We start from the raw sequence: 26,871 nt of genomic DNA, 5'->3' as shown, positions 1-26,871 counted from the left end.
ATTCAAGGTTTTGAGAATGTTCCTGTAACAATTGTCACAGGATTGAGCGGTGCAAAGCGAGTTAACTGTCCTATTGGTACGGAACGGGATAACTGCACCTGCAATAACTGATAATGCCAGGAGTGAGATTGAAACCACGATAAAGCTGTGTTGAGATGTTCTAAGGTGGCTAAAGCCAAAACGATAACGCCATCAGGGCTAAGTTTAGTAGAACAGGTATCGAGGATAGCAGTTAGGTGACCACCACTACCGCCAATAAAGACGCGATTTACACGTTCCTCAACACCAGAAGTATCGCGCCCCTCCTCAATGGTTTGTAAAACCGAAGGCGCACTTCCGTGAATGGAAATGACATTCTCAACTTGAAAGCGACGGCAATTTTGGGAAATTAAAGCACTACCAGCAGCAGTTTTTTCAAAAGCGTAAATTTTAGATGTGGGGAATAAGCGGGCAATTTCAATGGAAACTGAACCAGTCCCCGCGCCGATATCCCAAATGATTTGTCCGGGACGCAGGGAGAGTTCAGCTAAAACTAAGGTGCGAACCTCTCGCTTTGTCATCAAACCAGGACGATCGCTAAAACTGAGAAAGCAATCATCTGGAACACCGAACTGTGGTAAAGCTGTCAAGTCCAATGGTTTTTCTTTATCTTGGCGCTGCAACACCACCACGTTCAGTGGGGCAAATGTAGAGACGTTGGATATAACGTCAAGACACAGCGTTTCAATAGGGAAGGATTGAACGCGCTCATCCTCTCCACCCAAATTTTCACAAACCCATAATTGGTATTGACTGGGTAAATTGAGAGATTGTATGAGTTTGGCGATCGCATTTGGGGTATTGGTTCCGTCTGTCAGTACAGCTATTTTCTCCACCCCTTGCTGCAAGGCATGAATTAATTCCTCAACAGAACGCCCGTGTGTACTAATGACACGCGCATCTTGCCAACTTGCTTTCACGCGATTAAAGGCTAGCTGCACCGAACTGAGATGGGGGTGAAATGTCAGTAAATCTTTTGGAAGTTCTGCTAGAAGCAAGCGTCCCAAACCGAAGAACAGAGGATCTCCAGAAACAATGACAACAACACCATCGCCTCCTTTTTGTAAGTAGTTACGAATTTTACTAATATCTTCTGTAAAATTTTTTAGTAACAACCGTTCGGATGGATGGTTGGGGAAATAACTTAAGTGGCGATCGCTACCTACAAGCAACGCCGCCTGTTCAATAATTTGTTTAACTTTTTCACTCAGTCCGGCAGCTCCATCTAAACCAATGCCGACAACGTTAACTTTTGTCATTTGTTATTTGTTGCTTGTTGTTTGTCATTTGTTATTTGTCATTTGTTATTTGTTATAGCTTTATAGCCCATGTTTCATGATGAACAGCCCACATGAGAAATGTATTTTCTTGAGTTGAAAACTGTTGTAATTGTGGTGAGCAATGGTCACCTTACTAATGGCAAATGACCAAGGACTCATGACCAATGACCAAGGACTCATGACCAATGACCAAGGACTCATGACCAATAACCAAGGACTAAACCTTAAAACCCGCTGTTAAACGCTTGATAGCACGACCAGCAACATCACCGTAATGCAGTTCGCCACACAAGATTTTGCCCATAATTCTGACAGATGAGGGGCGTTTCACACCCACTTTGTAACCAATATTGGGGAAGCGGTAAAACAGCCCAGCTAATTTCTGCGCCCAAGACATATCATTGCCCCATTGTTCATTGATAGTGTTAGTGTAGTTTTCCAAGGCGTTAATATCGCCACCTAGCGCTTTATCAATTGCTTCTGCTGCCTTTAAACCACTAAAAATAGAGGGGCGAATGCCTTCTGCTGTAAAGGGATCGACAACACAAGCTGCCTCCCCGGCTAAAACTGCATTCTCCGCGTGCAGCTTTTGGTTACCATTCCACAAACAAAGGGCATGACCGTACTGACTACAGGTTTTGATATCCACACCAAATGCGTTGGCGTACTTGGTCAAAATGCTCTTAAAGTCTTGGCGTTTACCACCATTACCAATAAAGGTACCAACGCCAATAGAATAGCCATCTGCCTTGGGGAAGTTCCAGGCGTAACCGTTTTTAACCAACCCAAACTCAAAGTGAGCAACGTTACTCTTGTGAACATCAGCTTTGGCTTCTGCTTCCAAGGCTCTTGCTAAAAGGCGTTTGCGTTCTTTAAAGCCAAGCCATTTAGCCATTGGTCCACCCGCACCATCAGCAGCAATTAAATAACGACCTGTCACGGGTCCGTTGACTGTATTAACTTGCCAGCAATTGCTTTTAAATTCTATACCTATGACTTTAGTATTATCTCGTAATTCGGCACCTTGCGTTTGTGCTTGTTGAATCAGGAAATGGTCAAAAATCTCCCGCCGTACCATCCAGACTGGTTCGGGAGTTTCTAATTCAGCTTCTACTGCATCGTCCATGTTCCAGGTGCAGCAAATTGTATCTGCCTTTGTAGAAATTGCGCTGGTAAAGTCAAAGTCAAACCATTGAGCAATAGCAGGTGAAACGCCACCTCCACAGGGTTTGTATCTTGGTAGGGATTCTTTTTCTAGAACTAATACCGAACGTCCGCGCTTGGCTAAATGATATGCGGCACATCCACCTGCAGGACCTGCGCCAACGATAATGCAGTCGTACATATTACTCAATTTTCCAGTTTTACCGTTTACAAATTTTTTACCAAGCTGGCGATTTTTTTTATAAAGTTTTAATGAACAAGATAAGTGAACAACAATACATAGAACTGTATTACGGAATTTAAACCTACTCGAAATCCTTACTTAATGATTAATGACACTCGTATTAAGGACGGTTCTCATGAGTCAACTTTATTTGTGTCATCCTATTTACTGACGTGCGATCCGAACAAGCTATTTTTTCATTTCGGATACTATGTTGTTGCGGGGAGCAGGATACAACCAGCCATCAGGTCTTTGACCAAAGGAGTCAAGAGCTAGGGGCTAGGAAGCAAGCGTAGGCTGTCTGTCCTTGACCTTTGGTTCCCGATTCCTAACCCCATGTTTGATGCACCCTATCTGAATAAGTTTTTAGACAGTTGTGATGTCTTTTTCTTTTTCTGCCAGTAATTCGTCAATTCTTGCAGTGTACTTATTTGTCAACTTTTGGAGTTGATCTTGTTGATCTCGTGATTCATCCTCAGAAAGTTCCCCACCTTTTTCCATTTTGCGAATTGTGTCTATGGCATCGCGACGGATGTTACGAATTGCAACGCGTCCTTCTTCAGCATACTTGGCAGCGATTTTTACTAATTCTTTACGGCGGTCGCTGGTCAAGGGTGGAATGTTAAGCCGAATGACGGTTCCGTCATTACTGGGGGTTAAACCCACATCCGACATGGAAATTGCCTTTTCTACAAGGTTTAAAGAGTTGCGGTCGTAGGGCTGAATCAAGATTGTTGTTGAATCTGGCGTACTGATGTTTGCCAGTGATTTTAACCCGGTTGGTGAACCATAGTAATCCACCATCACCTTATCTAATAAACTCGCATTGGCGCGACCAGTGCGAATCGTGTTAAAAGCCCGTTGAGTTGCCTCTACGGTCTTTTGCATCGTACTCTCAGCTTCAGCTAATTTCACAAGAACCTCCCACAACCGTGCCTATGGATTCTCCCATGACTGCTCGGCGGATATTACCCCGCACAGTTAAGTCAAATACAAGAATAGGGATATTATTCTCCTTACACAAGGCTATCGCAGTCGTGTCCATTACCCGCAAATCTTTTGCCAAAACATAACCGTATGTTAGGGTATTATACCGTTTGGCGTTAGGGTAAACGTGGGGGTCAGCATCGTAAATGCCATCTACTTTCGTTGCTTTGAAAATCACGTCTGCTTCAATTTCGGCAGCTCTGAGTGCAGCAGTGGTGTCTGTTGTGAAGAAAGGATTCCCCGAACCCGCCCCAAAAATAACCACCCGCCCCTTTTCCAGGTGACGGATGGCTCGACGGCGAATATAAGGTTCTGCTAGTTCCTGCATGGAGATTGCGGTTTGTACCCGCGTTTGTATTCCTATTCTTTCCAGCGAGTCCTGCAAAGTCATGGCGTTCATTACCGTGGCAATCGTCTTGCATCAAAGCTATCAGGGGCGACACGACGACAGCCACACCTTTTTTGAGGAGTGCTGGAAGTTGAAAGCACAAAGATTTTCCCCCACCGGTAGGCATAATAATCAGTAAATCCCGATTTTGCAGCGCTTGTTCTATGATTTGCCGTTGTCCGGGGCGGAAGTTGTCATAACCAAAGTGAGATTTTAGCGCTTGTTCTAAATAAGAAGACTGAAGCATTGTGAACGGGATTGTGAGGGTTGGTGGCTGTACTATCCGTTCATCTATGATATATCGGCTACCCTACCTTCTGGTTTTACGGTTCATCTGTTTACAAGGATTTTTAGAATGAGGAGCGGGGCGATTTATTGTCATGCCAATTCGATCGGGAATTGTCGGATATGATTGAAAATGGGAAACTTGATAATGTTGACTGGTATTAATTGTGCTTCCCTTATGCTTGAGAAATAACACAGGACGGTCTTAACTCGTTAACTTTAATTTGTGCCGATCTACTTATACGTTTTTTCGTTGCGATCTCTTGCGCGATCTTAAAAAGTCCGTCACAAAAGTTCCAAACTATTCTTTTATACGTAAGAAAGATGCATACTTAATGCATGATAATGTAATGTGTAAAGTTTCTAAGCAATCGTCAGTTATGCCGAAAGCAATCTGGAATGGTGCTGTTCTAGCCGAAAGCGATAACACTGTGGTTGTGGAAGGCAATCACTACTTCCCACCTGACTCAATCAACAAGCAGTATTTTAGGGACAGCGAGACCCATACCACTTGTCCTTGGAAAGGGGTTGCCAGTTATTACAGCATTAAAGTTGATGACCAAATTAACAAAGACGCTGCGTGGTACTATCCCAACGCCAAGGAAAAGGCAAAGAATATTGAGGGTTATGTCGCCTTTTGGAGAGGCGTTAAAGTGGAATCCTAGTTAAGTCAAATTCTGATAATCGCTTAAGCCCGCCTGGGCGGGCTTTATTCGTGCAGCCCCAGCCTCAAGAACTTCCCTGTCGGCATCTACCTCGAAAGAAATCATGCATCTACGCTTTTCGATTGTGTCAATCCCACTTGCGGACACCACCTAGCGACAGAAGATAAATATTTCAATCTCCCTGAAGATGATGTGGAGTTAGCTAGGCAGTCCGCAGCTAAACAAAGGAGCAGCTATCGATGCATCTGGAGCCTATTGTTTCTTTCGCCATTTTATTAACTGTCATTTTAATAGTCCCTCTCATCTTTGAACGATTTAAGGTGCCAGGATTAATCGGTTTGCTGGCAGCTGGCGTAGCCTTGGGACCAAATGGATTGCGTCTTCTCCAAACTGAGTCGGAAACCCTCAAACTGCTTTCTGGCATTGGGGTGATTTACCTGATGTTTGTAGCAGGCTTGGAAATTGATATGGCGCAGTTTGAGAAAACCAAGCATCGTTCTGCTGGCTTTGGTACCTTTACCTTCCTCTTACCTCTGATAGCAGGAACAATCGTCGGGCGGATGTTTGGGTTTGGGTGGAATGCCTCTGTTTTAATTGGTTCTCTCTTCGCCTCCCACACTCTGCTGGCATATCCCATCATTAGTCGATTGGGAGTGATTAACAATGAAGCTGTCACTGTCACCATTGGGGCAACTATTTTCACAGATATCGGCTCATTGCTGGTACTGGCGGTATGTGTCGGTATCCATCAAGGAGAATTTACCGCCTTTAGTCTAACCAAGTTACTGCTGGGGCTAGTCATATACTCGGCTATTATTCTTTTTGGCTTTAAGTGGTTGGGGCAGGAATTTTTTCGACGCACCGGCGACGAAGAGGGAAACCAATTTTTGTTTGTCCTGCTGGTGGTCTTTATCTCGGCACTGGGTGCAGAGGTTATTGGGGTTGAAAAGATTATCGGAGCATTTCTTGCCGGATTAGCGGTGAATGAGGTGATCGGTTCCGGACCAGTCAAAGAAAAGGTGGTCTTTGTTGGTAATGTTCTGTTTATTCCAATTTTCTTTGTCGATCTGGGTTTATTGATTGACATTCCAGGATTTATCAAAAGCATCAGTTCCATCTGGCTGACGCTAGCTATCTTAGTGGGTTTAATCGGCAGTAAGTTTGCAGCAGCACTCTTGGCAAAGCTGGTTTACCGCTATAACTGGCGGGAAATGATTACCATGTGGTCGTTGTCTATCCCTCAGGTAGCAGCTACATTAGCGGCTACCTTAGTTGCTTACCGAGCCAAGTTGGTATCTGAAGATATTTTGAATGGTGTCATTGTTTTGATGATGGTGACAGCGACATTGGGACCGCTTATCACTGCCCGGAGTGCGCCTAGCTTGGTCACAATAGATACGACTTCCGATGAAACAGATGGGGGGTCAATGCTTGACTGGAAGGATGACCCCACCGACAGGCTAACTGTGGTTGTACCGGTTCGCAATCCCGAAACGGAGCGAAATTTAATTGAAATGGCGGCACTTTTGGTAAGCCGCGAAATGGGTAAGATTGTTGCCCTGGCAGTGACACCCGCCCACATGCACATGGATTCGCCGGAGTTGGAAACCAATTTAGCGCAGAGCAAAACCCTTCTCGCTAATGCGGTGAACCTCGGTCAAGAATTGGGTGTAGAAGTGGAACCAATAGCACGGATTGACTACAGTATTCCTCAGGCTATCAGTCACGCCAGCCGAGAGCAAAATGCTGACTTAGTGGTCATGGGTTGGGGTAGAAATACTGGGCTGCGTGCTCGTCTGTTTGGCAATGTCATCGATAGGGTTCTTTGGGCATCCCACTGCCCTGTAGCTGTGACCCGCCTTTTGGATTCACCCAGCAACATCCGACGCATTTTGATACCTATTGAAAATATCAGCCAGGATACGTTGCGGATTATGGAATTTGCAAAGATTTTGGCAAATAGCAATCAGGCAGAGGTCACACTACTGCACGTGTGCGATCGCCATACTTCCCGCGCTCGAATTGCTTGGATGGAGTCACAGTTGGAACTACTGGTTTCCAGAAACCTGCCACAAAGCCGTCCGACAATCGTAGTTTTGCCGTCAGATAATGTGGTTGGTGCCATTGTTAAGGCGTGTCAATCCAGCGACCTGGTTATACTGCGATCGCGCCGTCGCCGCTTAAGTATAGGTCAGGTAGCCATCAGCGACGTCACTACTGAGGTAGTTAAGCAGATACAATGCTCAGTTGTGCTACTGGGAGAACCACAAGGTTATCAAGAGAATGTACGCAAATCTAGAGTGGTTGTCCAAAAGTTACCTTCTGCAACAACTATTCCACTTCAGTAGTAGTCTGTCTCATGGAAGAAGGGAACGCTTAACGCTTAACAGGGAACTTTCCTTCTTTGATGAAATCGAAATCAGGATAGATGTCGATTGGACCAGGAATTGCGATGATAGAGAGAAGAATCAACTCTTCGCTCTTCATTCTGCCCGAAAGCCATGACCTTCGACTACGACCTGTTTGTCATTGGTGCTGGTCCTGGGGGACTAGCAGCCGCCAAAAAAGCAGCTAGCTACGGTGCGCGTGTCGCCATTGCTGAAAAAGAAGCTATTGGTGGTACGTGTGTAAATCGCGGTTGCGTTCCCAAAAAACTCATTGTCCAAGCCGCTGATTTCGCTATAGGTAATGAAATAGCACTTAGCTACGGATGGAGTGACTGCAAAACCTACTTTGACTGGACAAAATTCATTAAGTGTGTAGATAAGCATATCGATAGCATTCAAGACTCCTACCTTCAACAGTTAAAGGAAGCAGGAATTGAACTCATTCGAGGTCATGCTAGTTTTGCGGATGCTCACACTCTAGAGATAGACGGTCGCAACATTACTGCTGACAAAATTTTAATTGCTGTCGGTGGGTATGCCCTCAAACCAAAGATACCAGGAGTTGAATATGCTATTACTTCCCGAGAGATGCTGCATTTACCCTACTTGCCCAAACGGTTAGTCATTATTGGTGGCGGTTATATTGGCGTAGAATTTTCCAGTATGATGAACGCTTTCGGATGTGATGTTACCGTCATAGAAACAGATGAAACAATCCTATCAGGGTTTGATGATGATATTCGCAACGGTGTTCAACAAGGCTTAAGTAAACGAGGTATTCGTTTTATCACCAACAGCATGGTTCGAGAAATTAAATACTTGGAAGAACGTTTGCTCTTAATTGTCGGCGACTCAAGAAAAACAATAGCAGCCGATACGATTTTGGTTGCTACCGGTCGCGCCCCAAATACGAAAAACCTTGGCTTGGAAAAAGTTGGAGTTGAACTTGAGAAAAAAGGCACAATCAAAGTAGATGAATACAATCGTACAACTCGGGAAAATATTTTTGCCATAGGTGATTGCACAAGTAGCCCTCAATTAACGCCAGTGGCAAAAGCAGAAGGGAATGCTTTTGCCAATAATGTTTTTGGCAAAAAAAAGCAAAAAGTCAATTACCATGAGGTTCCTTCTGCTGTTTTTGCCCGTCCTGAAGCAGCTGGCGTGGGTTTGACAGAGGCAAAAGCAAGGGAAAAATTTGGTGATTCGGTGAAATGCTACCGCAATCGCTTTCAACCATTGTCTTCTCAACTCAGCAAAGCGAATGAACAAGCTACGATTAAGTTAGTGGTTGAAGGTGAATCAGAGCGTGTTATGGGCGCTCATATGGTTGGTGAAAACGCTGCGGATATCATTCAAATTCTCGGTGTTGCCATTCGCAAAGGTATTACCAGGCAAGATTTAGATGATTCCATCGGTATTCACCCAACTACAGGTGAGGAGTTCTTGAATCTCTCCTAGATAGATTCATCAATTTTGCTGTATAAGCATTTAGAAAGATACCGCCTTACTCTACGAATGATTTTTTTCGTTAGTAAAGTGGTATCAAATTTTTTAATTCGTTGAAGGAAATACACTTATGACATATGACTATGACCTGTTTGTTATTGGTGCGGGTTCAGGAGGTTTAGCAGCTTCCAAACGCGCAGCAAGTTATGGGGCAAAAGTAGCTATTGCTGAAAACGATTTAGTTGGTGGAACCTGTGTGATTCGTGGCTGTGTTCCCAAAAAACTCATGGTTTACAGTTCTCACTTTCCCGCTTTATTTCAAGATGCAGCTGGTTATGGTTGGAAAGTTGGTGAAGCAGAATTAGACTGGGAACATCTCACAACAGCTATAGATAAAGAAGTCCGGCGGCTATCCGACCTTCACATTCACTTTTTAGACAAAGCAGGAGTCGAACTAATTCGCAGCCGTGCTTCCTTGGTAGATCCGCATACTGTAGAGCTAGAGACGCGCAATGGTGAGTCTGTAGAAACGCGTAAGGTGACGGCGGATAAAATTTTGATAGCTGTTGGAGGACGTCCTGTTAAACCAGATATTCCAGGGATAGAAAATAGTATTACTTCTAATGAGATGTTTCATCTTAAGGAGAAACCAAAGCATATTGCCATTATTGGAGCAGGATATATAGGTACGGAATTTGCCTGTATCATGCGCGGTTTGGGGTGTGAGGTCACGCAAATTATCCGTAAAGACCATATTTTGAAAGGGTTTGATGAAGACATCCGCCTTGGAATTCAAGAAGGCATGATAAACCACGGAGTGCGAATCATCCAGAACACAGTTTTAGAAGCAGTTGAACGCGTCCCAGAGGGACTAAAGTTAATGCTATCCGGAGAAGATACTGAACCAATAGTTGCTGATGTTTTTCTGGTAGCAACAGGTCGAGCGCCTAACATCGAAGGACTCGGTTTAGAAAATGCCGATGTGGATATAGTTCCTAGCGACATCGAAGGACCGGGGTACAGTACTATGAGCGCGATCGCTGTCAATGAATACAGCCAAACATCTCAACCCAATATCTATGCTGTCGGTGATGTAACTGACAGAATGAATTTAACTCCTGTCGCTATAGGCGAAGGTCGTGCTTTCGCTGATAGCGAATTCGGTAATAACCGTCGTATATTCAGTCACGAAGATGTCCCAACAGCCGTCTTTACCACTCCGGAAGCGGCTACCGTCGGTTTAACAGAAGCTCAAGCCAAGGAACAACTCGGCGAGGATGGCGTGAAAATCTACCGCACTCGCTTCCGCCCTATGTACCACAGTTTGACAGGTGGAACAGATAGAACAATGATGAAACTGGTGGTAGATGCCCACACAGACAAAGTCCTGGGCGCTCACATGGTTGGTGAAAGTGCAGCTGAGATTATTCAAGGCGTAGCAATTGCCGTGAAGATGGGTGCTACTAAAAAAGATTTTGACGCCACTGTTGGTATCCATCCCACAGCGTTGTCAATATAGCTTTTCCTTTTTTATAGTGACTTTTGCAACTAAATTATACGTAAATTCTGACAAGAGAAAACTCTTGGGGAAAATTTTACAATTTACTCAATCTTTTTGCAGAACGATCCCATTACTCTTCGTAACAGATGGTAGTGGAGTTTATCGTCTGCTTAGTGACACTTCTAGAACAATGTCATAAGTTTATGAACGAGCTAAACCTCTACCTGCAATCACTCATTCAAGAGGCTTGCAGGCATTCACCAGCTAGCCCACAGCATCGTAAAGCCCTGAATAGTCTGCTTCGAGCCGTTCAGAAATCGGGACGTATTTGGAGACCAGCAGCAGGGGATCTTTATGAAGAAACTCTCTATGAAGAGGCTCTATGTAAAACCATGTTTAATTTAACCAAAAAAATCTGCGATAAATACGATCCAAGTCGAGGTTCATTCATGACTTGGTTTAACACCTGTCTTCGTCATCAGTACACGGATGAAATTCGCACTGCTCAACGCGATCGCTCTCACAGACAATCTGTATGGCAAAACGATCAAAATGATGAGGTCAGACTCGATCCCTTAGATCGAGTTACTTCTGGTATAGATGCTAACTTACTGCTCGACACTTGGGAATCATTTGTTCAATGGATTAAAGATGATCCCGATGATCTTCTTAAAGCTTGCCACATCGAAAATAACCCGAAAGCTAACTGTCAATTGCTTGCCCACTTGCGACTCGTTATCGGTAAAGAATGGCAGGAAATCGTTGTGGAAGTCGGTTCATCACGTGGTGCAGTCACATCCCATTGGTGCAGAAAATGCGAATCCCGCTTGCGAGAGTGGTTAGACACAAATCAGCGGCTTTTTGGAGAAGACAACTATGAGCGATAAGCTAAATGTCTTACGAGAATTGGCAATTCCCTTTCCAGTGACTGCATCATTTCGCCGACAAGCCAGAGCCTACGCATCGCAGTACTTCACTCAAGATGCCCAACAAAGAATCTATTTTAAAACCCTGGCTGTACTCATTGCTGATACGTATTTTCGGATGCTCGGTTTCGAAACTAATCTTGCCAAACTAGAAAGATGGAATGCAGTTCATCGTTTGTGGAACGAAGCAAACGAGCTAGAACTGCTTGGATTGGGCAATTTGGAATGTTGCGTAATTACTACAAAACAACAGTCCGCTATTTTACCATATGAAAGCTTGAGTGATGCCATTGGCTATTTATTTATAGAAATCGCTAGTTCGGAAAAATCAGCGACACTGATTGGTTTTATACCTGCTTCCGAAACTACAGATGCAGAAGTGGCGATCGCGGATTTACAGTCTATGGATGACCTGATCGATTACTTGACGCTCACCCAAGAATTTGCCGAAAAAAAAATTACTTACTTAAGAAACTGGTTGAATAATATTTATGAGGGAGACTGGGAACCCTCAATGCGGGATTTAAAAACTGCCACCTGTAAGAAAAAGCTGCAACTAGCAGGGCAAGTATTTGAAATGCAACTTTCTGTTTCCCAAAGTAATGACGAATTAATTTTTGTCAGAGTTAATGTCAAAAGTGAAAGTGTTTTTTTACCTAGAGGAATGCAGGTCAGTGTACCAGACGAATCTGATATTTATACCGAAACAGTAAATGAAGCGGCTGACCTGATTTCTATTCCTCTGGAATTAGCTTCAGGTGAGGAGTTCTGGGTAGAGTTGCGGATAGGAGAAACCTTGATTAGAGAATATTTCATCGCCTAAAAAGGAGTTGTAATGGCATTTCAAATCTCGTTTAAAATTGGCGGACGAGTACAACTTAATAATTCTGAAGTTTTGCCTGTCACCCTTACCATCTATGATCGAGAAGGGCAAATAGAAGAACTCGTTTCATTTCTCTCTCCTCTACCAAAACCTCTCAAAGATAAATTCAAACAATGGCAGTATTATATTGGTCTTCAAGGTAATCGTCGGGTTACTAAAAATCGGAACAATCTGATTTCGGGTGTAGTCAATCTTACAGACTTAGCTAATTCCTTGAAAGCCGAATTAAACAAATGGTTAGGTAGGGATGGCTGGATTGATGAGAATGGACAACCCGATCCGCGTGTCAGTCTGCTTTTGGAAAGATTTAGGGAGAAAATTACACAAAAGGATGAAGTCCAGATTATTGTGCAGACGGAAGACCGACAACTGCGGGGACTTCCTTGGCAAGAATGGGATACCTTGGCAGGGTACACTAGCAAAGGTGTAGAAGTTGCCATCAGTGCCACAAATTTCAAGCGGCTGACTCAAAAGCAAACACCACAACTGAAAGCAACTGCACGCATACTTGTAGTGTTTGGTGACGAAAAGCTGGGTTTTGCAAAAGAAGAAGATTTTATCAAAAGTCTAAGACAGCATGGTGGAGAACCCCATATCCTCAAACAACCTACACGTAAAGAATTAGAACAAAAGTTAAAAGACTCTCAAGGCTGGCACATTTTCTTTTTTGCAGGACATAGTGAAAGCGATCGCGACGGGCGGATTGGGCGTTTTCAAATTAATCCAGCCGACGGCGCACAAGGAATTATCGAAATCACGGAACTGAAGGATTTACTTGCAGGTGCAATCAACAAAAAGTTGCAACTGGCAATCTTTAATTCTTGTGATGGCTTAGGACTGGCAAACCAGTTAACTGAGCTATCGCTGCCCTACTGTATTGTCATGCGAGAAATGGTTGAGTCCTCTGTTGCCAGAGAATTATTGAGGCATTTTCTTGCAGCTTTTGTCAAAGATCGCTCTTTATTTGCATCGATGAATGCAGCAAGGCAGCAGTTACAACAGAAATTTGAACCTGGTAAGAGTTGGCTACCTGTGATTGTTGCTAATCCTCTGGCTAAGGAATTGACATGGAATCGTTTGTTTTCAGAGAGGAGGTTATCTTGGCAATGGGAGATGCTACTGGGCATAGTTGCGCTCGCTGTGCTGGTTTGCCTACCCATCGGCATATTCAGCGAGTTTCAGGGTTGGGAAACCTTAACACTTTACGCGGGACTCTACCCCCAACTTGTAGTCTATCCTTCTCTGTTTCTCTGGATGCCTCTGTTTGCGGCTTACAGAGCGCATTGCATGATTCGCGTTAAGACACGCCCGTTTGTAATTATGACACTCGTAACTGTGTTTTTTACATTGGGGGGGCTGTTTTTTGAGATTACTGGCGATCGCATGATGTTAATGGAGTTCAAATCCGATGCGACAACGACAATTTACGCACAGCAACTCCCCGAACTCTACTCCAAATGGAGAACTTCAACAGCAGATATTCAAAGCATTCCCCAAGAAATTTTTAATACTCGTCAGATTTTCGATGTTGATGGAAATTTGACTCTGAAAAAATCAGAGTTAGAGCCAGTTATACAACGTCTTCACACATTCGATAACATCGCGGGATTTCAAGGACTTTTGCGGATTGCTACCGCCTATGACGTTTGGCGACAAAATACTCAAGCTTTTTCGATTAGTCGGTGGTTTTACACTCTCAGCTTTGTTGCCATTATTAGTTGTGGTGTTCAAATTCTGGCACTTGTGGTAACAATTTGGCTTGAACCAGATTCAATATTTAACAAGAATAAATACTTGACATATGTCATTATATGTGAGTTAGGTATTCTGTTGTGGGTGCCCTTTCAAAGCTACAGCATAGAGCATACCAAAAGCCTGTTATTTTCACCTGAATTTAAAGGTACCCTAGCCGGAATTAATATTCTTCTTTACGCAATTATTACCATTATATTTTCGCCAACTGTTAGCTGCATCTACAGAAGCGCCACCAAAAAATATCAGCCTATTTTGTTGTCATTCTTGTTAGGTAGTTTTGGTTTGACGCTTCTAGGTAGCTGGTTTGGCGTTTCTATTGTCGATCGCGTGTTTGGAATGAATAGTACCAATCCCCTGACTCCTTGGTTTGCAAGTAGCATTTTCTTTGCTGCTTTATTTTTCTTTTTGTTCGTACGGTTAATCGATCGTGGTGTTGGAGACGAGTAAATATGCAAGGTAAATTAGTCAGCAAAGAACAACAGAAAGTCATGCTGATTGTAAGCTTGGCATACATTTGGCCTGTTTTAGTGATTTATCTGGGATTAGTTCCTTTCTCCTGGCGATTTTATATCCTGATCTTGGCTGCTGTAGCTATTTTAGCGATCGCTCGACTGTACCGATTCTCTACTTTAGAACTAGGATTTACTAAACAACACCTGGGACTTTCTCTCAAAGCGATCGCTTTACCGACCCTGGCTTCTGCTTTACTCATGTTCATTTATTATATGATGCAAGGGTCACGCATCGACAACTCTGCATACAAATGGACTTTCTATCTTTTCTTTGTTGGTGTGTCTTCTCCTGTACAAGAGTTTTTGTATCGCGGCTTTTTATTCGGTATTTTTTCTAGAGCAAAGTTGGCGATTTGGTTACAGATTCTGCTTTCCACGTCACTCTACAGTTTTGTTCATCTCATCTATCAAGATGTACCCACGCTGCTGTTCACATTTATCATTGGTTTGTTCTGGGGCTGTCACTATGCAAAGTATCGGAATTTACATAGTATCATCATCAGTCACTCACTGCTTGGTGCGATCGCTATTTTAGTTGGACTGGTGTAACCCTCAAGAGAAATTTCTTCACCGCTTGCAGTACAAGGTGACTTTAATACGTATATATATTGTAAACAATAGGAAACTGCCCAAAAAAGGGATAAGTAAGTATGTTGCAAAAAGCATTTATTATTGGAGTTTGCTTTGTAGTGTTCATTGGCTGTACCGATAAAATTCTGCAAAACTCAGAACAGTCTGAACTTGAAGTTTCAACGAAAAAAACACAACAGGAAAGTGAATCGCTCGAACAAGAACGAATAAGATTAGTCGCAGAAGAAGAACGCAAAACTAAAAAGCAAGTCATCATTATCAAGTATTAAAAAACTTGAAAAACAAATGGATTTATTATCACAAAGAATGATTGGACGGCAACAAAAGATTTCAATTTTAATCGGTGGTAGTGGTGGAAGTAGTTCGGGACAGCAGACAACAGAGTATCGCTACTGAAACAACCTTGCATCGCTATTTTAGTGGGTTAGGTATCAGGTTATAGCAAAGTTTTTTGAGTGTTATGCAGCACGGGGTAACTCTCCTACGTATCTAGATTAAGCAGGAGTGCGATCGCTACTACAGCATCAAACTCAAAAAAAAATTAAGTCTTTTGCAGCAAGGGGTGAGCCTAGTCCGTATATAGATTGTGAGAGATACAAGATTGCTGCTCATTTGACCCCGTAATTAGATAAACGAAAATACACACCAAAGTAAATTACCAAAATGAAAAATCAACTATTGAACAGTCCTATGAAATTTATGATTCGGTTATCAACTCTCGCTTTAGTTGCGATCGCACTCGTCGGTTGCTATGACGAAACTCAACAACAAACTGACCTAAGCCAAGAAATGCGAGATCGGGAAATAAGCGATCGCAACTATCAGCCCGAACCTGAGCCCTCTCCTGCACAAAGCGTTGAACCAATCAGTCCTTTTTACGGGGACTGTCATAGTTACGACTGTAAGTAAAGTATAGCTTTGTGATAATTTGGCAGCCATTTCCTTCCTCTTTGTAAATCTAAGGAACTGTGTAAAAGATTCAAGTTGCTCTTGTTTGATAATTCAGAGATGGCAGTATCACCGTGCCAAAAAACAGAATATTGCTAAACCACTAACTGGAAATCAAATGCTGAAATTTATGTCTGAGCTACCAAAGAGGCTCGCAAGTCTTTCCTTCATATATGGTGCCATCACATTGTTACTTGTTCTAACCACCCACGCCTATGCTACAAGGCTCAATAGTATTTTCTTCATTACCAAGAGTGATAACGGTAACCAGGTGCATTATGGTGTGCAGACTAATGCAGACTGCTCTCTGAAATCTCCTAAACCAGCGTATCCTTACTGGAAGCTCGAAAGTGGTCGGTTAGAGGGTTTGCTTACTATTGAAGTTCCAGTTTTCGGTATTGCCAGCCAATCAGTTTCAGGCAACGAAGTAATTATGGAAGTGAACGGCTTCAAAAGACGAGGAATTTCAAAACCCATTATGATTCGGTCTACCCGATTAGGAAGTCAAGGGTGTCAAATATCGGCTTTTACAAGAATCAACGGCGAAGCCGCTCGGTTGCTCCAAGTCCATATTGACTTGACTAGACACGGTTTATTTGGGCTTGGTGGTACGGTTCACAGCATGAAGGGTTTGGTACACAAGATGCTGAAGGATGCGATCGCCTGATTGCTGCAATTAATGCGATCGCCTCTGATTTCTCCTGTATCTTAACTGTCACTCATATGCCCCACCTCAAAGAAGCTTTCCAAGCCCGCATTGAGGTCAGTAAAACTCAACAAGGCTCTCATTTACATTTGTTAATTTAGTAAAGAGCCAGATTCTTCGGTTATCTTTCTATATGGTATTAACTCCTCAGCAACTGGAAGCAATGATGCCTGACGCCAGTCAGCTACTAAGCGATGAGCCAGAAATGGAAAGTTCTTTACACTATATGCAGCTTCTGCTGCTCGTTACTTGTTTAGAATGGTTATGGCGCGGTAGAAATGATTATTTCATTGGAGCCAACCTCACTGTTTATTTTAGCCGACAGCAATTACGAAATCGTGACTTTCGTGGACCCGACTTTTTCTTAGTTAAACAAACTGAAAAACGTCCTCGGAATGCTTGGGTTGTTTGGGAGGAAGATGGCAAATACCCAAATTTGATTATCGAGTTATTATCTACCTCCACTGCTGACACAGACCCAACTTTGAAAAAGAACTTGTACCAAGATCGTTTTCACACATCTGAGTATTTCTGGTTTTCACCAGAAACTCTAGAATTTGTTGGCTTTCGACTTGTAGGTAGTCAATATCAAGAGATAGCACCCAATGAAAGGGGCTGGCGTTGGAGCGAGGAACTAGGATTGTATCTGGGTATTGAGTCTGAAAAACTGCGCTACTTTACCGCTGAAGGCGATTTAGTTCCAACACCTGAAGAAGTCGCATTACAAGCTCAATTAGCATTAGAACAAGAACGACAACGGGCTGAAAAATTAGCCCAAAGACTGCGTTCTCTTGGAATTGATAACATTGATAACAATGAGTAAAAAATAAACTCTAGAGCAGAAAAAACTTATGTCCACACTACAAGACATTATAGCTTGTCCTCTATGCCGCAAAACTTTAACTGAAATTCCACAACAGTGTAATAGATGCCATAATTCTTTCCAACAAGAATTCGCAAAAATACCCTCTGTTATGGATTTAACCTCTGAAGCTTTACAAAGGCAGAATGAAAATTCCGTAACAGAGACAAAACCTTTACGTACAGAGTTGTTTCGCTCTCCTATTGTTTCTTTTTTATACGAGCGTATTTTACCACCACTTTGGGCAGCTGGGCTGCGGAACTTTGGAGGTATAGATGCTGAATTCCAACTGTGTACGGAATTTTTTGGTCAACATCCGGGAATTGTAGCAGATGTTAGTTGTGGTACGGGCATAATGGCACGTCGCTTGGTAAAGTGGGGAAAGTGCGAACAGATTTTAGCTGTAGATTATTCAGAAACAATGCTGACACAGCTGCAACAACAAATGCAATTGGAAGGCATATCACCGTCAGAAATTGTTATCATCCGAGCAGATGTAGAAGCATTACCTCTAGCACCAAATTCCATAGATGCTATCTATGCTGGGGCTGCAATGCACTGTTGGGCAAATCCTAGTGAAGGAATTCGCAATATTTACCAAGCCTTACGCCCTGGTGGCAAACTGTTAGCAACGACTTTTCTTAGACCATATCCTAGCATCGTGTTTCAGTTCTTTTCACCAGAAGAACTGCGAAATATCGTATTAACAGCAGGTTTTCATTCAGACAATATACAAATAGAAACAAGTGGATTGTACGGAATCATTAAATGTATTAAATAAAACATAAACAGTAGAACTAGTACAGAAGGGCTGTTCGCGTAGCGTCTCCTCTGGAGAAGTATGAAGGATAAATGTAGGGGCGTTAGCGTAGCTTGCCGACAGGCATACGGTTGTTCGCCCTCCAACGTGTATTGCACCCAACCGAGAACCGTTATATTCCTAGGATTTCTTTAACTCAAACTCATCAAACTTAATAACCGACGAATCCGGCTTCCTTGTATCAAACAGGTAGCTGCTGACTTTACCCGTACCCGTATCGAAGATGCTAAAAATAGTAAAGTCATTGCTTGCAATATACGGCATTGGACGACCATCTTTGTCAAAAAACGGGGAGATTGTTGGTACCACAGGTTCTAAACCGTATGGATCTCCAAGTTCGGCATAATGTTCTTGATCCCCCACAGGCACTTTTCGCTTGTTATCTCCCCAAGCTGCACCGTAAGAGTTCCCAACATTTGATGTTTCTAGAAAATGCATTCCACTAGAACTGACAAAGCGGTTCCATAAATGGGAATGCCCGTACAATACTAACTGTACGCCGGCTGCCTCCAGTAAAGGCATAACATCGCGGGTAATGTAATCGGAATCTTTAGGGTACTCGTAACGTACTGCCTTGATGTTGCCCTCAGCATCGCGTTCAATAATCTGTACTGGGTCGGTATATGCTGGAACTATGTTATCCCCTAAGGAATGGGGGGGATGGTGCAACATCACAACTTTATACTTTGCTTGCTGAAATTCAGGGCTGTTTAGTTCTTGCACAAGCCAATTGTACTGCTTGGTGCCTTTGGCGATTGGCTCATAAATATGTTGCCCGTAACCCCAATTCTCTGGATTGTTTAAATCTTTTTCTCGTTCGGTGTATCTACCCCTCGCATTAGCATCGCAGTTATGAGTCCGCCACATATTTGTTGCATACAGCACCACTAACCGGACATCACCGAAGCTGACTGCGTAGTATGTTTTTCCGCCTTCTTGACTTTGCGGTAGGGTAAAAATTTCTTCGTAGGTATCAGTATTAAAGGAATTGTCTTTGATTGATTCGCTACCGTACAACTTCAAAGCAACAGCACGAGGAATGGTATCATCAAATTCGCTGTTTAAGCTCCCATTCCCCAAGCGCCCCATAATCTCGTGGTTACCGATGCAAGTAAACATGGGGGCGTGTTGAATAATTTCTCCGCCAGTATAAAATACCCGCTCCCCGCTATTGTCCATTTGATACTTGGCATGACCCTGCAAACAAGGAAAAAACGCTCCACCACGATTATCGTCAAACCATTCTGAAGCGCGATCGGGAATATTTGCTAAATCACCAGCAAACCAAACTGCATCGACTTGTCCAACTGTTTCTATGACTTTTTGCAAATTTGCTGCCACCATTGGCTTGATTTGATGGTCAGAAGTCAACAAAATTTTGAGTGCTGTCCCTGGGCTTGGAGTGGGTGCAAGAGTGAACACATTGCTACTCGTGCTTTCGCCATCTTCCCGGACGCTAGTTACGCGGTAAGAAACACGTGTATCAGGAGTTAAACCAGTCACCTCTGCCTCATGTCGCCAAATATCACGCAAGACAGGATGTTGATAAATTTGCCCATCATAGGTTTGGTTTCCCACTCTTGAATTCTGGTCTTCCCGCGTGCGGCTAAGTTTGGTGGTTGTAGCAACAGCAGTGTTAGCAAGATTTTTACCGTAAGCAACTATATGCTCAGAACCAGCAAACTCGGTAAACCAAACTACTCGTACTGAATTTTTAGTTGGTAGTTGTAGAAAAGGATCGGTTAGCAACTTTGGTGGTGACATAATTGTGTGGGTTGGGTTGAGGAACAAAACTCAACAATTCGACAAACGTTAGGTCGAGGAACGAAACTCAACAATTCGACGAACCTTGGGTTGGAGACTTCCAAGCTATAAGTTATCCTGAAAAATCAAGAGTTCATAATTATAATCTCAAGAAATGAGTAGGATAGTTTAAGTAACCTCCATGTCGCCATGTCTCAGCAGTTATTTGACACAGAAGAAATTGCCATCCCTGACATCAGCAACACAGTCATTGAGGATGATACACCCGTGGACAACTTTCAGTCGGAAAAGCAACAACGGCTGCTCGTCGAACCGCTTTACAGTTCGCGGGTGCTGCCTGCTCCTTTTATTGCGGCTGCTAACGTGGGAGTATTCTTTGCCGTCAAGCAAGACCCGGTGGTTCCAGATGTTTTTGTGAGCTTGGGTGTACAAATGCCTGCTGATTGGTCGCAGAAGCGAAACCGCAGTTACTTCGTCTGGGAGTTTGGCAAAGTACCTGAAGTGGCGATCGCAATTGTTTCTAACAAGGTCGGAAATGAGCTGGATAGCAAAAAAAACACCTATGCAAGAATTGGGGTAGCTTACTACGCAGTGTTCGACCCCCTGGAACAGATTCAAGAGCCAGAACAAATGAATGGGGCGCTATTACGCGTCTTTGCCTTGAATGCAGGTAAGTATGTATATAGAATTAACGCTGCCGTGGCTGGAAACAGTCGGGCTGGGGTTAACGGTCTGGGAAGGTGAGTTTGAGGAACAGCGAGGAACGTGGCTACGCTGGTGCAACCGCGATAGTCAAGTGATTCCCACTGGCGCTGAACGGGCTGACTACGAGCAACAACGAGCCGATGAAGCTGATGCCAAAGCGAGCCGTTTGGCTGAGCGGTTGCGGTCAATGGGAGTCGATCCCGACCAACTCTAAATACCGCAGTTAAGCTAATGAGTTTTTGAAAGATTGTTCGTTGAGAATAGAGGGTAGTTAAGCAAAAATAACTACAGATTATGAGTTTTTTAACATTATCGGGTGAAGACCTATTGCCCGGATTTAGCTTGAACTTATCCCTGTACTTGTAAACCGTGAAGTACCAAGCCGGGGTTCTAATTCTTTGACAATTTAAAAAATAGAAAATCATGAAGCAAGTACTATATACTTATTATCATAATTTATGCAGGCATTTCATTTTTTCTTGAAAAAGTATGCCTTTTGATATATTTCTATCATCCATATTAAATAGCGATCGCAGTCGAAAGGATGAATCGTGATAACATATCAAGGCTTTCTCACGAATCGCTCTACCTGTTTCTAACGGATAAGACGCGATTTTATAGACAGTTCTGAGGAGAGATAGACTGAAATCGTTCCAGCCTTTTAGAATGCTCTTACAAGCACCAGAGCGATACTAAAGAGTTAATTTAGCATCTCTTCATATATAAGAATTGAGGCTTTACCATGAATGCAATTCGCGTTGTTTTGATTGAAGACCACGACCTTACGCGTATCGGTATAACTGCTGCCTTAAAAAAACAGCAAGGAATTGAGGTCATTGGTGAAGCTAGGGATGGAAGGTCAGGTCTAAAGCTTCTGAAATCAACACGACCAGATGTTGCCATTGTAGATGTGGGTCTGCCTGATATGAGCGGAATTGAATTGACCCAGCATTTCAAAAATTCTCAGGAAGAGGGCGAAATGCCTGAAACCAAAATTTTGATCATGACGATGCAAGATACTGAGGATACTGTACTCGCCGCCTTTGCAGCTGGGGCAGACTCCTACTATATGAAGGATGGCAGTGTTGAAAAATTGTCAGATGCCGTGCATTTGACCCACGAGGGTAACGCCTGGATTGACCCAGCAATTGCCCGTATTATTCTGCAGCACAGCAACAAAACTTATGCCGCAGCTCACTCAAGCCCTGAAAATTCAACAGTTGTCATCAATGGTTTATCACCAGAGCAGAGCCAGGTGATTCCAAGCTATCCCCTAACCGCCCGAGAATTGGAGGTACTCAAGCTCATTGTGGATGGATGCAGTAATGCAGACATTTCTGAGAAACTCTACATTACTGTAGGCACTGTCAAAACTCACGTCCGCAACCTTTTGAATAAGCTTTGTGTGAGCGATCGCACACAAGTGGCAGTTTTGGCTTTACGAGCAGGGTTGGTTAGTTGAAGATTGTGAGGAGTTAGTGGTTAGTACTTCTACTTAACAAGTGTACGATTGTGTTGGGTTTCGTGACTCAATTCAACCAACAATTCTCATGATTTAAACACGGGGTTGTGTTGGGTTTTGTGACTCAATTCAACCAACAATTCTCATGATTTAAACACGGGGTTGTGTTGGGTTTTGTGACTCAATTCAACCGACAATTCTCATGATTTGAAAACGGGGCTGTGTTGGGTTTTGTGACTCAATTCAACCGACGATTCTCATGATTTAAACACGGGGTTGTGTTGGGTTTTGTGACTCAATTCAACCGACGATTCTCATGATTTAAACACGGGGTTTTGTTGGGTTTTGTGACTCAATTCAACCGACGATTCTCATGATTTAAACACGGGGTTTTGTTTGATTTCGTGACTCAATTCAACCGACGATTCTCATGATTTAAACACGGGGTTTTGTTGGGTTTTGTGACTCAATTCAACCGACGCCTTTATGGATAACAGTTGGGATTACAACGGTGGGGTCAGCGAGATTCGCATGGGGAAAGCACTCCGCGATGGCTACCGAGACAAAGTGTTCCTGATGACAAAAATTGACGGTCGATCTAAGAAAGAAGCAGCAAGACAGATAGACGAATCCCTTCAACGCCTTCAAGTTGATTGCATCGATCTCGTCCAGCACCACGAAATTCTTCGCTACGAAGACCCTCACCGAGTTTTTGATGAAGAAGGGGCGAATGCCGCCTTCATTGAGGCGCGGGAAGCTGGTAAATTAAGATACATCGGCTTCACCGGGCATAAAGACCCTTGTATTCATCTGCATATGCTTGAAGTTGCAGGCGATCGCGGGTTTAAATTTGATGCCGTTCAAATGCCACTTAATGTCATGGATGCACATTACCGAAGTTTCGCGAAGCTGGTTGTGCCAGAACTAGTCAAACAAAACATCGGCATTCTTGGCATGAAAAGCTTGGCAAACGGTATTCTTTTACGGTCAAATACTGTAACAGCAATTGAGTGTCTGCACTATGCCCTGAATCTGCCGACATCGGTTGTGATTACGGGAATTGACAGCATGGAAATTCTCGAACAGGCTTTTGAAGCCGTGCGTACTTTCCAACCAATGAGCGATCTCTCTGTAGAATCCTTGTTGGCAAAAACAGCAAAAGCAGCATCACGTGGAGAGTTTGAGCCCTTCAAAACCACATCCATTTTCGATAGCACTGCCCAGCATCCGGATTGGCTTGGAGAGGAACCACAGCGCATCCAGCAATTGATGCCTGCATAGAGAGTATTGGGTTGCATTTCTCTTGCGTAGGATATGTTGGCTTGCGATACAACAACTATAGTGCGATCGCGCTTTGTCTTAAAAAAGTTGCGATCGCCTTCCGGATATGTTTTGCTCTGATTATATTTTTTTGGGCAAAATATTAACTTCTTAAGTTATATCTAAAAGTTGCTCTAGAAAGTTTACAAAATTGGAAATACCAGGAGCTTGTAGCCGTGTCTGTTCACAAACCCACAAATTACGGCTTATGCTTGCTGTGTTAGTCATTCCTGGCATCAAAACACTAGCAACTGTTGCGATTAAAGCCTTCTCATAATCAAAAGGTTTCCAGCGTAGCTCCTCTTTTCTTTCCTCTGCAGAGAAGTTCTTTAAGTAAGAACGTGCTCTTTCCATATATGTTGGATATGCAATCTCACCACACTCACAAATTAGGGTATCTAAAACACCTGAATTGAGATTATCAGGTAATACGAAAATACCTGTTCGGGGGGAATTCAAGTCTACAATCCCCGCTTGGTCTGGAAAATTCGGAAAGCATTTATCGAAATGTTGGTGGTATCGTTTTGCAATTTGGTCGGGGGAGTTATCATCTGAATCAGCAACAATACCAAAAGCAGAAATGTCAGTTCTGTAATTTGGTGAGTTATTGCCACGTCCCTGAATAGTTGCAGAAAGCCGTAGTCCTAAATTGCTGCCCTCTCCAACGTATACAGCTACAGATAAAGTATCTGTGAACAATATCGAAGGCATATCAAGGCGCTTATATAAATCATTTCCACGTGGATATGTTGGAATAAAAACTTCCCAGAAAGGATCGAGATTTTCTCTTTTCCCGTTAAAATTTCTAAATCCAAGAAGCTGAAGAATTTTGTTTACAAATGCTTGGTCGTGTGGACCTTCGACACCAATAAGAGCATACCGGAGGCTCACTTACGAACCTCCTGTCCTAGCTCTTCACGAAGTGTATGAAGTAAATATTGATCTAAACGAACTGCACTAGTTGATGATTCTGCTCGCTCTAATCGAAATGTCACTAAATCATTTTCTTCTTGAGTAGCATTCAAAAGTACATCAATAGCTTCCAGGCTATGAGTGGTTGCAAATAGTTGTATGTCCATTTCTCGACACCAATAAATTAACCACGAGAAGGATTGGTGAAGAGCTTCTGTATGAATTGCGGTTTCAATTTCATCAATCAAGAGAACTCCCCCTCTTACTTTAACAAGTTTTGTTGCAATGAAAAGTAAGCGCCGAACACCATCTCCAAATGTACTTAACGGAGCAAGTCCCAATTGCTGATGGTTAACATATACAATAGGGCGGTCTAAAGGTGTCAAAATTTCCAGACCAATTATTCCAGAATCCATCTTTTGTAAAAGATGAATAACTTGAGCCGTAAAGTTCGACATTCTTGTTTCTGTAAGTGCTCTGGCTTGGACGCGTTCAGTACGATGGGAGAATTGTGTAATCATATAAACTGGCAAGTTGAGACTTGCTTCACCAGTTCTTGCAACCAACCGATCCCTTTCCCAAAGTTGCAACCTTCTAGTGAAAACTTCTTTCTCTCCGCTTGAAGTAAGCTGATTTGTGTGAACTTGTAATTCCAAATCTATACCTTGCTGGATTTCCTCTTGCAAACTGTCTTCGTCATCATCCAAATTTTGATTGCTCAAACTCATCCTACGATTTCGACTTGATGCTGTTACAAACCGAACACCCTCAATTTTTTGATAAAGTACTTGTAGCTGATTTACCGGGAACGAACCAAGGCTCGATATTACAATTTCACTTTGATCTAAAGTACCTTTCTCTACATCTTTGCTCTGCGGGAACATCCATAAAAGAGCATCAAGTGTAGGAATTCTATCAACAAGGTTTTCTCTTTCTCTTTGTCTCGCCGTGGTTACTAACTCACGTAAATCAAGAGGAGAACAATAAGCGGAGATAGCTTCTAAAACGCTTGTCTTTCCAGAATTATTCACTCCAACTAGTAAGTTGATTTGTCCCAAGCCCTGCAACTTTAGATCTTGGATTCCTCGAAAGTTTTGAATAGTAATTTCTTCAAAATGTCTCATCAAGTTATTCTACCATCTAACTACACTATTGGCTTGAGAGATGTTTTATCTCGCCTTACATCATTGATGCCTCTTCATCATAGTGTATTTTAGTGGATCTGGGACTTTTTTGATGCCATGTAACAGACTTTAACTTTCCAGAGGTGCTGAACAATTTACAGCAGTCATGGGAAAACTGCTGAGCCGATTTTAATCAGAATAAGATAACCACTACTTACAGCATCTATAAAATTCTTCTCACTTGGCTATATTAACACCAGCCACTTCCAGAAAATGTGGAGTTCCAATCCTGCTTTTTACTCCTCATAGTAAGCAATCGCAGCATCAAGCTCCTTTCGAGGTTAAGTAAAGTTACTCATATCTTGCACCACCATTTCCCAAGCGAAAATAATAGGCTGAAAAGCTTATTATTACGTAGGTAGGGCTAAAGCCCACCACCCCTTTATTGAGAAGGTGCAAGATGTCAGGTTACCCATTTTGTACCATCCAAACCAAAATACCAAGAATTTGGTCTACTGGTGGTAAAGGATAATCTGTGAGATCGATTGTGACTGTTTTCTCTTCTAATTTGAGAAACCGCCACTGCGTACCGCTTGTAATACTGCCGTAAATTGTGTTTGTCGGATTTCCCTTCAACTCATTAAACTTTTGGGCTGCTATCATTTCTGCAACACACTGACCTATACCTAACTTCAAATCAGCTTGTTTTGCTTCAACAATAATCACTGCAGGGGCTTCTATCTCTAGTAATTCAGGTGAACGACTAATAAGAAAGTCGCATCTACCATTTAGACCAACTGAAGAATCAACATCAAAGTTTTCACCTGAAAATAAACTAATCTGACGTTTAAGAAGTTTTCGCACTTCCAACAGTACGGGACTAACAATTAATTCTGAACGAGCTTTTTCACTACCAGTTGCTATAGCTAAGGGTAAACTTTCTTCTAAAAATTCAGTTAAAGTTGAGGAAGGTTCACATGGTGAGATTTGAGGAAAAAAACGGACTCCCTCGACAGTGGAGATTCCAAAAGCAGATTTGACTTTTCCTATAGAATCGAATTGGCTATAAGGCATACTGTATATTCTCTAAGTCTTCCAAATAACTTTTGCTCTAGGCTCCACTATTTGATTTTAACTGCGATCGCGTAACTGCTGCTTCCGGATTGCATTCGACTGAACTCATCGACTTTACTGACTTATATTCAGTCCGGTTAAT

23 protein-coding genes and 4 pseudogenes are annotated in these 26,871 nt (G+C 42.8%); 18 read left to right on the top strand and 9 right to left on the bottom strand.

The annotated features are described in order from the left end of the window. Positions 1–2: 2 nt before the first annotated feature. The 5 genes and pseudogenes from cbiE to ACYRY3_RS08040 form a co-directional block, all read right to left on the bottom strand. Entirely contained in the window at positions 3–1,298 is a 1,296-nt protein-coding gene (cbiE, locus tag ACYRY3_RS08060) for a precorrin-6y C5,15-methyltransferase (decarboxylating) subunit CbiE (protein WP_460201179.1), read from the bottom strand. A 238-nt stretch (positions 1,299–1,536) separates the two neighbouring features. Next, entirely contained in the window at positions 1,537–2,664 is a 1,128-nt protein-coding gene (locus ACYRY3_RS08055) for a geranylgeranyl reductase family protein (RefSeq protein ID WP_460201178.1), read from the bottom strand. A 408-nt stretch (positions 2,665–3,072) separates the two neighbouring features. Then, positions 3,073–3,621, bottom strand: a complete 549-nt coding sequence (frr, locus tag ACYRY3_RS08050) for a ribosome recycling factor (RefSeq protein ID WP_460201177.1) — start codon at positions 3,619–3,621, stop codon at positions 3,073–3,075. Further along, positions 3,608–4,105: pseudogene (locus ACYRY3_RS08045) on the bottom strand (amino acid kinase family protein); the annotation flags it as partial. The gene frr and the pseudogene ACYRY3_RS08045, both read right to left, overlap by 14 nt. A gap of 1 nt (position 4,106) precedes the next feature. Then, a pseudogene (locus ACYRY3_RS08040) lies at positions 4,107–4,328 on the bottom strand (DEAD/DEAH box helicase); the annotation flags it as partial. Between the two features lie 418 nt (positions 4,329–4,746). Here ACYRY3_RS08040 and ACYRY3_RS08035 point away from each other — a divergent pair. From ACYRY3_RS08035 to ACYRY3_RS07970, 14 genes and pseudogenes are all read left to right on the top strand, one after another. Next, on the top strand, positions 4,747–5,031 hold the full coding sequence (locus ACYRY3_RS08035) for a DUF427 domain-containing protein (protein WP_460201176.1): 285 nt from the start codon (positions 4,747–4,749) through the stop codon (positions 5,029–5,031). A gap of 239 nt (positions 5,032–5,270) precedes the next feature. Next, entirely contained in the window at positions 5,271–7,379 is a 2,109-nt protein-coding gene (locus ACYRY3_RS08030) for a cation:proton antiporter domain-containing protein (protein WP_460201175.1), read from the top strand. A 153-nt stretch (positions 7,380–7,532) separates the two neighbouring features. Next, positions 7,533–8,876, top strand: a complete 1,344-nt coding sequence (gene gorA, locus ACYRY3_RS08025) for a glutathione-disulfide reductase (RefSeq protein WP_460201173.1) — start codon at positions 7,533–7,535, stop codon at positions 8,874–8,876. 118 nt (positions 8,877–8,994) lie between these two features. Next, complete coding sequence (gene gor / locus ACYRY3_RS08020) at positions 8,995–10,383, top strand: glutathione-disulfide reductase (RefSeq protein WP_460201172.1); 1,389 nt, start codon at positions 8,995–8,997, stop codon at positions 10,381–10,383. A gap of 185 nt (positions 10,384–10,568) precedes the next feature. Further along, positions 10,569–11,252 carry a sigma-70 family RNA polymerase sigma factor gene (locus ACYRY3_RS08015; protein ID WP_460201171.1) on the top strand — a complete coding sequence of 228 codons (684 nt, stop codon included), beginning with the start codon at positions 10,569–10,571 and terminating at the stop codon, positions 11,250–11,252. Continuing rightward, a complete protein-coding gene (locus ACYRY3_RS08010; protein ID WP_460201170.1) occupies positions 11,242–12,114 on the top strand; it encodes a DUF1822 family protein in 873 nt (290 codons plus the stop codon). Before ACYRY3_RS08015 ends, ACYRY3_RS08010 begins: the two co-directional genes overlap by 11 nt. 12 nt (positions 12,115–12,126) lie before the next feature. Next, positions 12,127–14,376 carry a CHAT domain-containing protein gene (locus ACYRY3_RS08005; protein ID WP_460201169.1) on the top strand — a complete coding sequence of 750 codons (2,250 nt, stop codon included), beginning with the start codon at positions 12,127–12,129 and terminating at the stop codon, positions 14,374–14,376. 2 nt (positions 14,377–14,378) lie between these two features. Continuing rightward, on the top strand, positions 14,379–14,990 hold the full coding sequence (locus ACYRY3_RS08000) for a CPBP family intramembrane glutamic endopeptidase (RefSeq protein ID WP_460201168.1): 612 nt from the start codon (positions 14,379–14,381) through the stop codon (positions 14,988–14,990). Positions 14,991–15,091: 101 nt separating this feature from the next. Further along, entirely contained in the window at positions 15,092–15,301 is a 210-nt protein-coding gene (locus ACYRY3_RS07995; RefSeq protein WP_460201167.1) for a hypothetical protein, read from the top strand. Between the two features lie 421 nt (positions 15,302–15,722). Next, on the top strand, positions 15,723–15,941 hold the full coding sequence (locus tag ACYRY3_RS07990) for a hypothetical protein (RefSeq protein WP_460201166.1): 219 nt from the start codon (positions 15,723–15,725) through the stop codon (positions 15,939–15,941). A 157-nt stretch (positions 15,942–16,098) separates the two neighbouring features. Then, the gene (locus tag ACYRY3_RS07985; protein WP_460201165.1) at positions 16,099–16,647 is read left to right on the top strand and encodes a DUF4833 domain-containing protein; all 549 of its coding nucleotides are present in this window, start codon (positions 16,099–16,101) and stop codon (positions 16,645–16,647) included. Beyond that, positions 16,605–16,787: pseudogene (locus tag ACYRY3_RS07980) on the top strand (hypothetical protein); the annotation flags it as partial. The gene ACYRY3_RS07985 and the pseudogene ACYRY3_RS07980, both read left to right, overlap by 43 nt. A gap of 32 nt (positions 16,788–16,819) precedes the next feature. Further along, on the top strand, positions 16,820–17,509 hold the full coding sequence (locus ACYRY3_RS07975) for a Uma2 family endonuclease (protein WP_460201164.1): 690 nt from the start codon (positions 16,820–16,822) through the stop codon (positions 17,507–17,509). Positions 17,510–17,537: 28 nt separating this feature from the next. After that, a complete protein-coding gene (locus ACYRY3_RS07970; protein WP_460201163.1) occupies positions 17,538–18,329 on the top strand; it encodes a class I SAM-dependent methyltransferase in 792 nt (263 codons plus the stop codon). Positions 18,330–18,488: 159 nt separating this feature from the next. Here the strand turns inward: ACYRY3_RS07970 and ACYRY3_RS07965 are convergent, their stop codons facing one another. Next, complete coding sequence (locus ACYRY3_RS07965; RefSeq protein WP_460201162.1) at positions 18,489–20,132, bottom strand: purple acid phosphatase family protein; 1,644 nt, start codon at positions 20,130–20,132, stop codon at positions 18,489–18,491. A 189-nt stretch (positions 20,133–20,321) separates the two neighbouring features. On the opposite strand from ACYRY3_RS07965, the gene ACYRY3_RS07960 reads away from it, so the two are divergent. The 4 genes and pseudogenes from ACYRY3_RS07960 to ACYRY3_RS07945 form a co-directional block, all read left to right on the top strand. Beyond that, positions 20,322–20,876 (top strand): Uma2 family endonuclease, encoded by a 555-nt coding sequence (locus ACYRY3_RS07960; protein WP_460201161.1) that lies wholly within the window; start codon positions 20,322–20,324, stop codon positions 20,874–20,876. Further along, on the top strand, positions 20,809–21,051 hold the full coding sequence (locus ACYRY3_RS07955; RefSeq protein ID WP_460201160.1) for a hypothetical protein: 243 nt from the start codon (positions 20,809–20,811) through the stop codon (positions 21,049–21,051). Before ACYRY3_RS07960 ends, ACYRY3_RS07955 begins: the two co-directional genes overlap by 68 nt. A gap of 528 nt (positions 21,052–21,579) precedes the next feature. Beyond that, on the top strand, positions 21,580–22,299 hold the full coding sequence (locus tag ACYRY3_RS07950; RefSeq protein WP_460201159.1) for a response regulator: 720 nt from the start codon (positions 21,580–21,582) through the stop codon (positions 22,297–22,299). A gap of 483 nt (positions 22,300–22,782) precedes the next feature. Further along, a pseudogene (locus tag ACYRY3_RS07945) lies at positions 22,783–23,580 on the top strand (aldo/keto reductase); the annotation flags it as partial. Between the two features lie 150 nt (positions 23,581–23,730). Here the strand turns inward: ACYRY3_RS07945 and ACYRY3_RS07940 are convergent. The 3 genes from ACYRY3_RS07940 to ACYRY3_RS07930 all read right to left on the bottom strand — a co-directional run bounded on the left by ACYRY3_RS07940 (position 23,731) and on the right by ACYRY3_RS07930 (position 26,729). Next, entirely contained in the window at positions 23,731–24,510 is a 780-nt protein-coding gene (locus tag ACYRY3_RS07940; RefSeq protein ID WP_460201158.1) for a DUF3226 domain-containing protein, read from the bottom strand. Further along, a complete protein-coding gene (locus tag ACYRY3_RS07935) occupies positions 24,507–25,655 on the bottom strand; it encodes an AAA family ATPase (RefSeq protein ID WP_460201187.1) in 1,149 nt (382 codons plus the stop codon). Before ACYRY3_RS07935 ends, ACYRY3_RS07940 begins: the two co-directional genes overlap by 4 nt. Before the next feature lie 468 nt (positions 25,656–26,123). After that, on the bottom strand, positions 26,124–26,729 hold the full coding sequence (locus tag ACYRY3_RS07930; protein WP_460201157.1) for a hypothetical protein: 606 nt from the start codon (positions 26,727–26,729) through the stop codon (positions 26,124–26,126). Between the last annotated feature and the right edge of the window lie 142 nt (positions 26,730–26,871).

The organism is Scytonema sp. NUACC21, from assembly GCF_054684315.1.
This window is presented reverse-complemented; position numbering and strand designations above follow the sequence as displayed.

Coding starts and splice junctions, on each gene's coding strand:
- cbiE (WP_460201179.1), bottom strand. CDS start 1,298: ATGACAAAAGTTAACGTTGTCGGCATTGGTTTAGATGGAGCTGCCGGA.
- ACYRY3_RS08055 (WP_460201178.1), bottom strand. CDS start 2,664: ATGTACGACTGCATTATCGTTGGCGCAGGTCCTGCAGGTGGATGTGCC.
- ACYRY3_RS08035 (WP_460201176.1), top strand. CDS start 4,747: ATGCCGAAAGCAATCTGGAATGGTGCTGTTCTAGCCGAAAGCGATAAC.
- ACYRY3_RS08030 (WP_460201175.1), top strand. CDS start 5,271: ATGCATCTGGAGCCTATTGTTTCTTTCGCCATTTTATTAACTGTCATT.
- gorA (WP_460201173.1), top strand. CDS start 7,533: ATGACCTTCGACTACGACCTGTTTGTCATTGGTGCTGGTCCTGGGGGA.
- gor (WP_460201172.1), top strand. CDS start 8,995: ATGACATATGACTATGACCTGTTTGTTATTGGTGCGGGTTCAGGAGGT.
- ACYRY3_RS08015 (WP_460201171.1), top strand. CDS start 10,569: ATGAACGAGCTAAACCTCTACCTGCAATCACTCATTCAAGAGGCTTGC.
- ACYRY3_RS08010 (WP_460201170.1), top strand. CDS start 11,242: ATGAGCGATAAGCTAAATGTCTTACGAGAATTGGCAATTCCCTTTCCA.
- ACYRY3_RS08005 (WP_460201169.1), top strand. CDS start 12,127: ATGGCATTTCAAATCTCGTTTAAAATTGGCGGACGAGTACAACTTAAT.
- ACYRY3_RS08000 (WP_460201168.1), top strand. CDS start 14,379: ATGCAAGGTAAATTAGTCAGCAAAGAACAACAGAAAGTCATGCTGATT.
- ACYRY3_RS07995 (WP_460201167.1), top strand. CDS start 15,092: ATGTTGCAAAAAGCATTTATTATTGGAGTTTGCTTTGTAGTGTTCATT.
- ACYRY3_RS07990 (WP_460201166.1), top strand. CDS start 15,723: ATGAAATTTATGATTCGGTTATCAACTCTCGCTTTAGTTGCGATCGCA.
- ACYRY3_RS07985 (WP_460201165.1), top strand. CDS start 16,099: ATGCTGAAATTTATGTCTGAGCTACCAAAGAGGCTCGCAAGTCTTTCC.
- ACYRY3_RS07975 (WP_460201164.1), top strand. CDS start 16,820: ATGGTATTAACTCCTCAGCAACTGGAAGCAATGATGCCTGACGCCAGT.
- ACYRY3_RS07970 (WP_460201163.1), top strand. CDS start 17,538: ATGTCCACACTACAAGACATTATAGCTTGTCCTCTATGCCGCAAAACT.
- ACYRY3_RS07965 (WP_460201162.1), bottom strand. CDS start 20,132: ATGTCACCACCAAAGTTGCTAACCGATCCTTTTCTACAACTACCAACT.
- ACYRY3_RS07960 (WP_460201161.1), top strand. CDS start 20,322: ATGTCTCAGCAGTTATTTGACACAGAAGAAATTGCCATCCCTGACATC.
- ACYRY3_RS07955 (WP_460201160.1), top strand. CDS start 20,809: ATGTATATAGAATTAACGCTGCCGTGGCTGGAAACAGTCGGGCTGGGG.
- ACYRY3_RS07950 (WP_460201159.1), top strand. CDS start 21,580: ATGAATGCAATTCGCGTTGTTTTGATTGAAGACCACGACCTTACGCGT.
- ACYRY3_RS07935 (WP_460201187.1), bottom strand. CDS start 25,655: ATGAGACATTTTGAAGAAATTACTATTCAAAACTTTCGAGGAATCCAA.
- ACYRY3_RS07930 (WP_460201157.1), bottom strand. CDS start 26,729: ATGCCTTATAGCCAATTCGATTCTATAGGAAAAGTCAAATCTGCTTTT.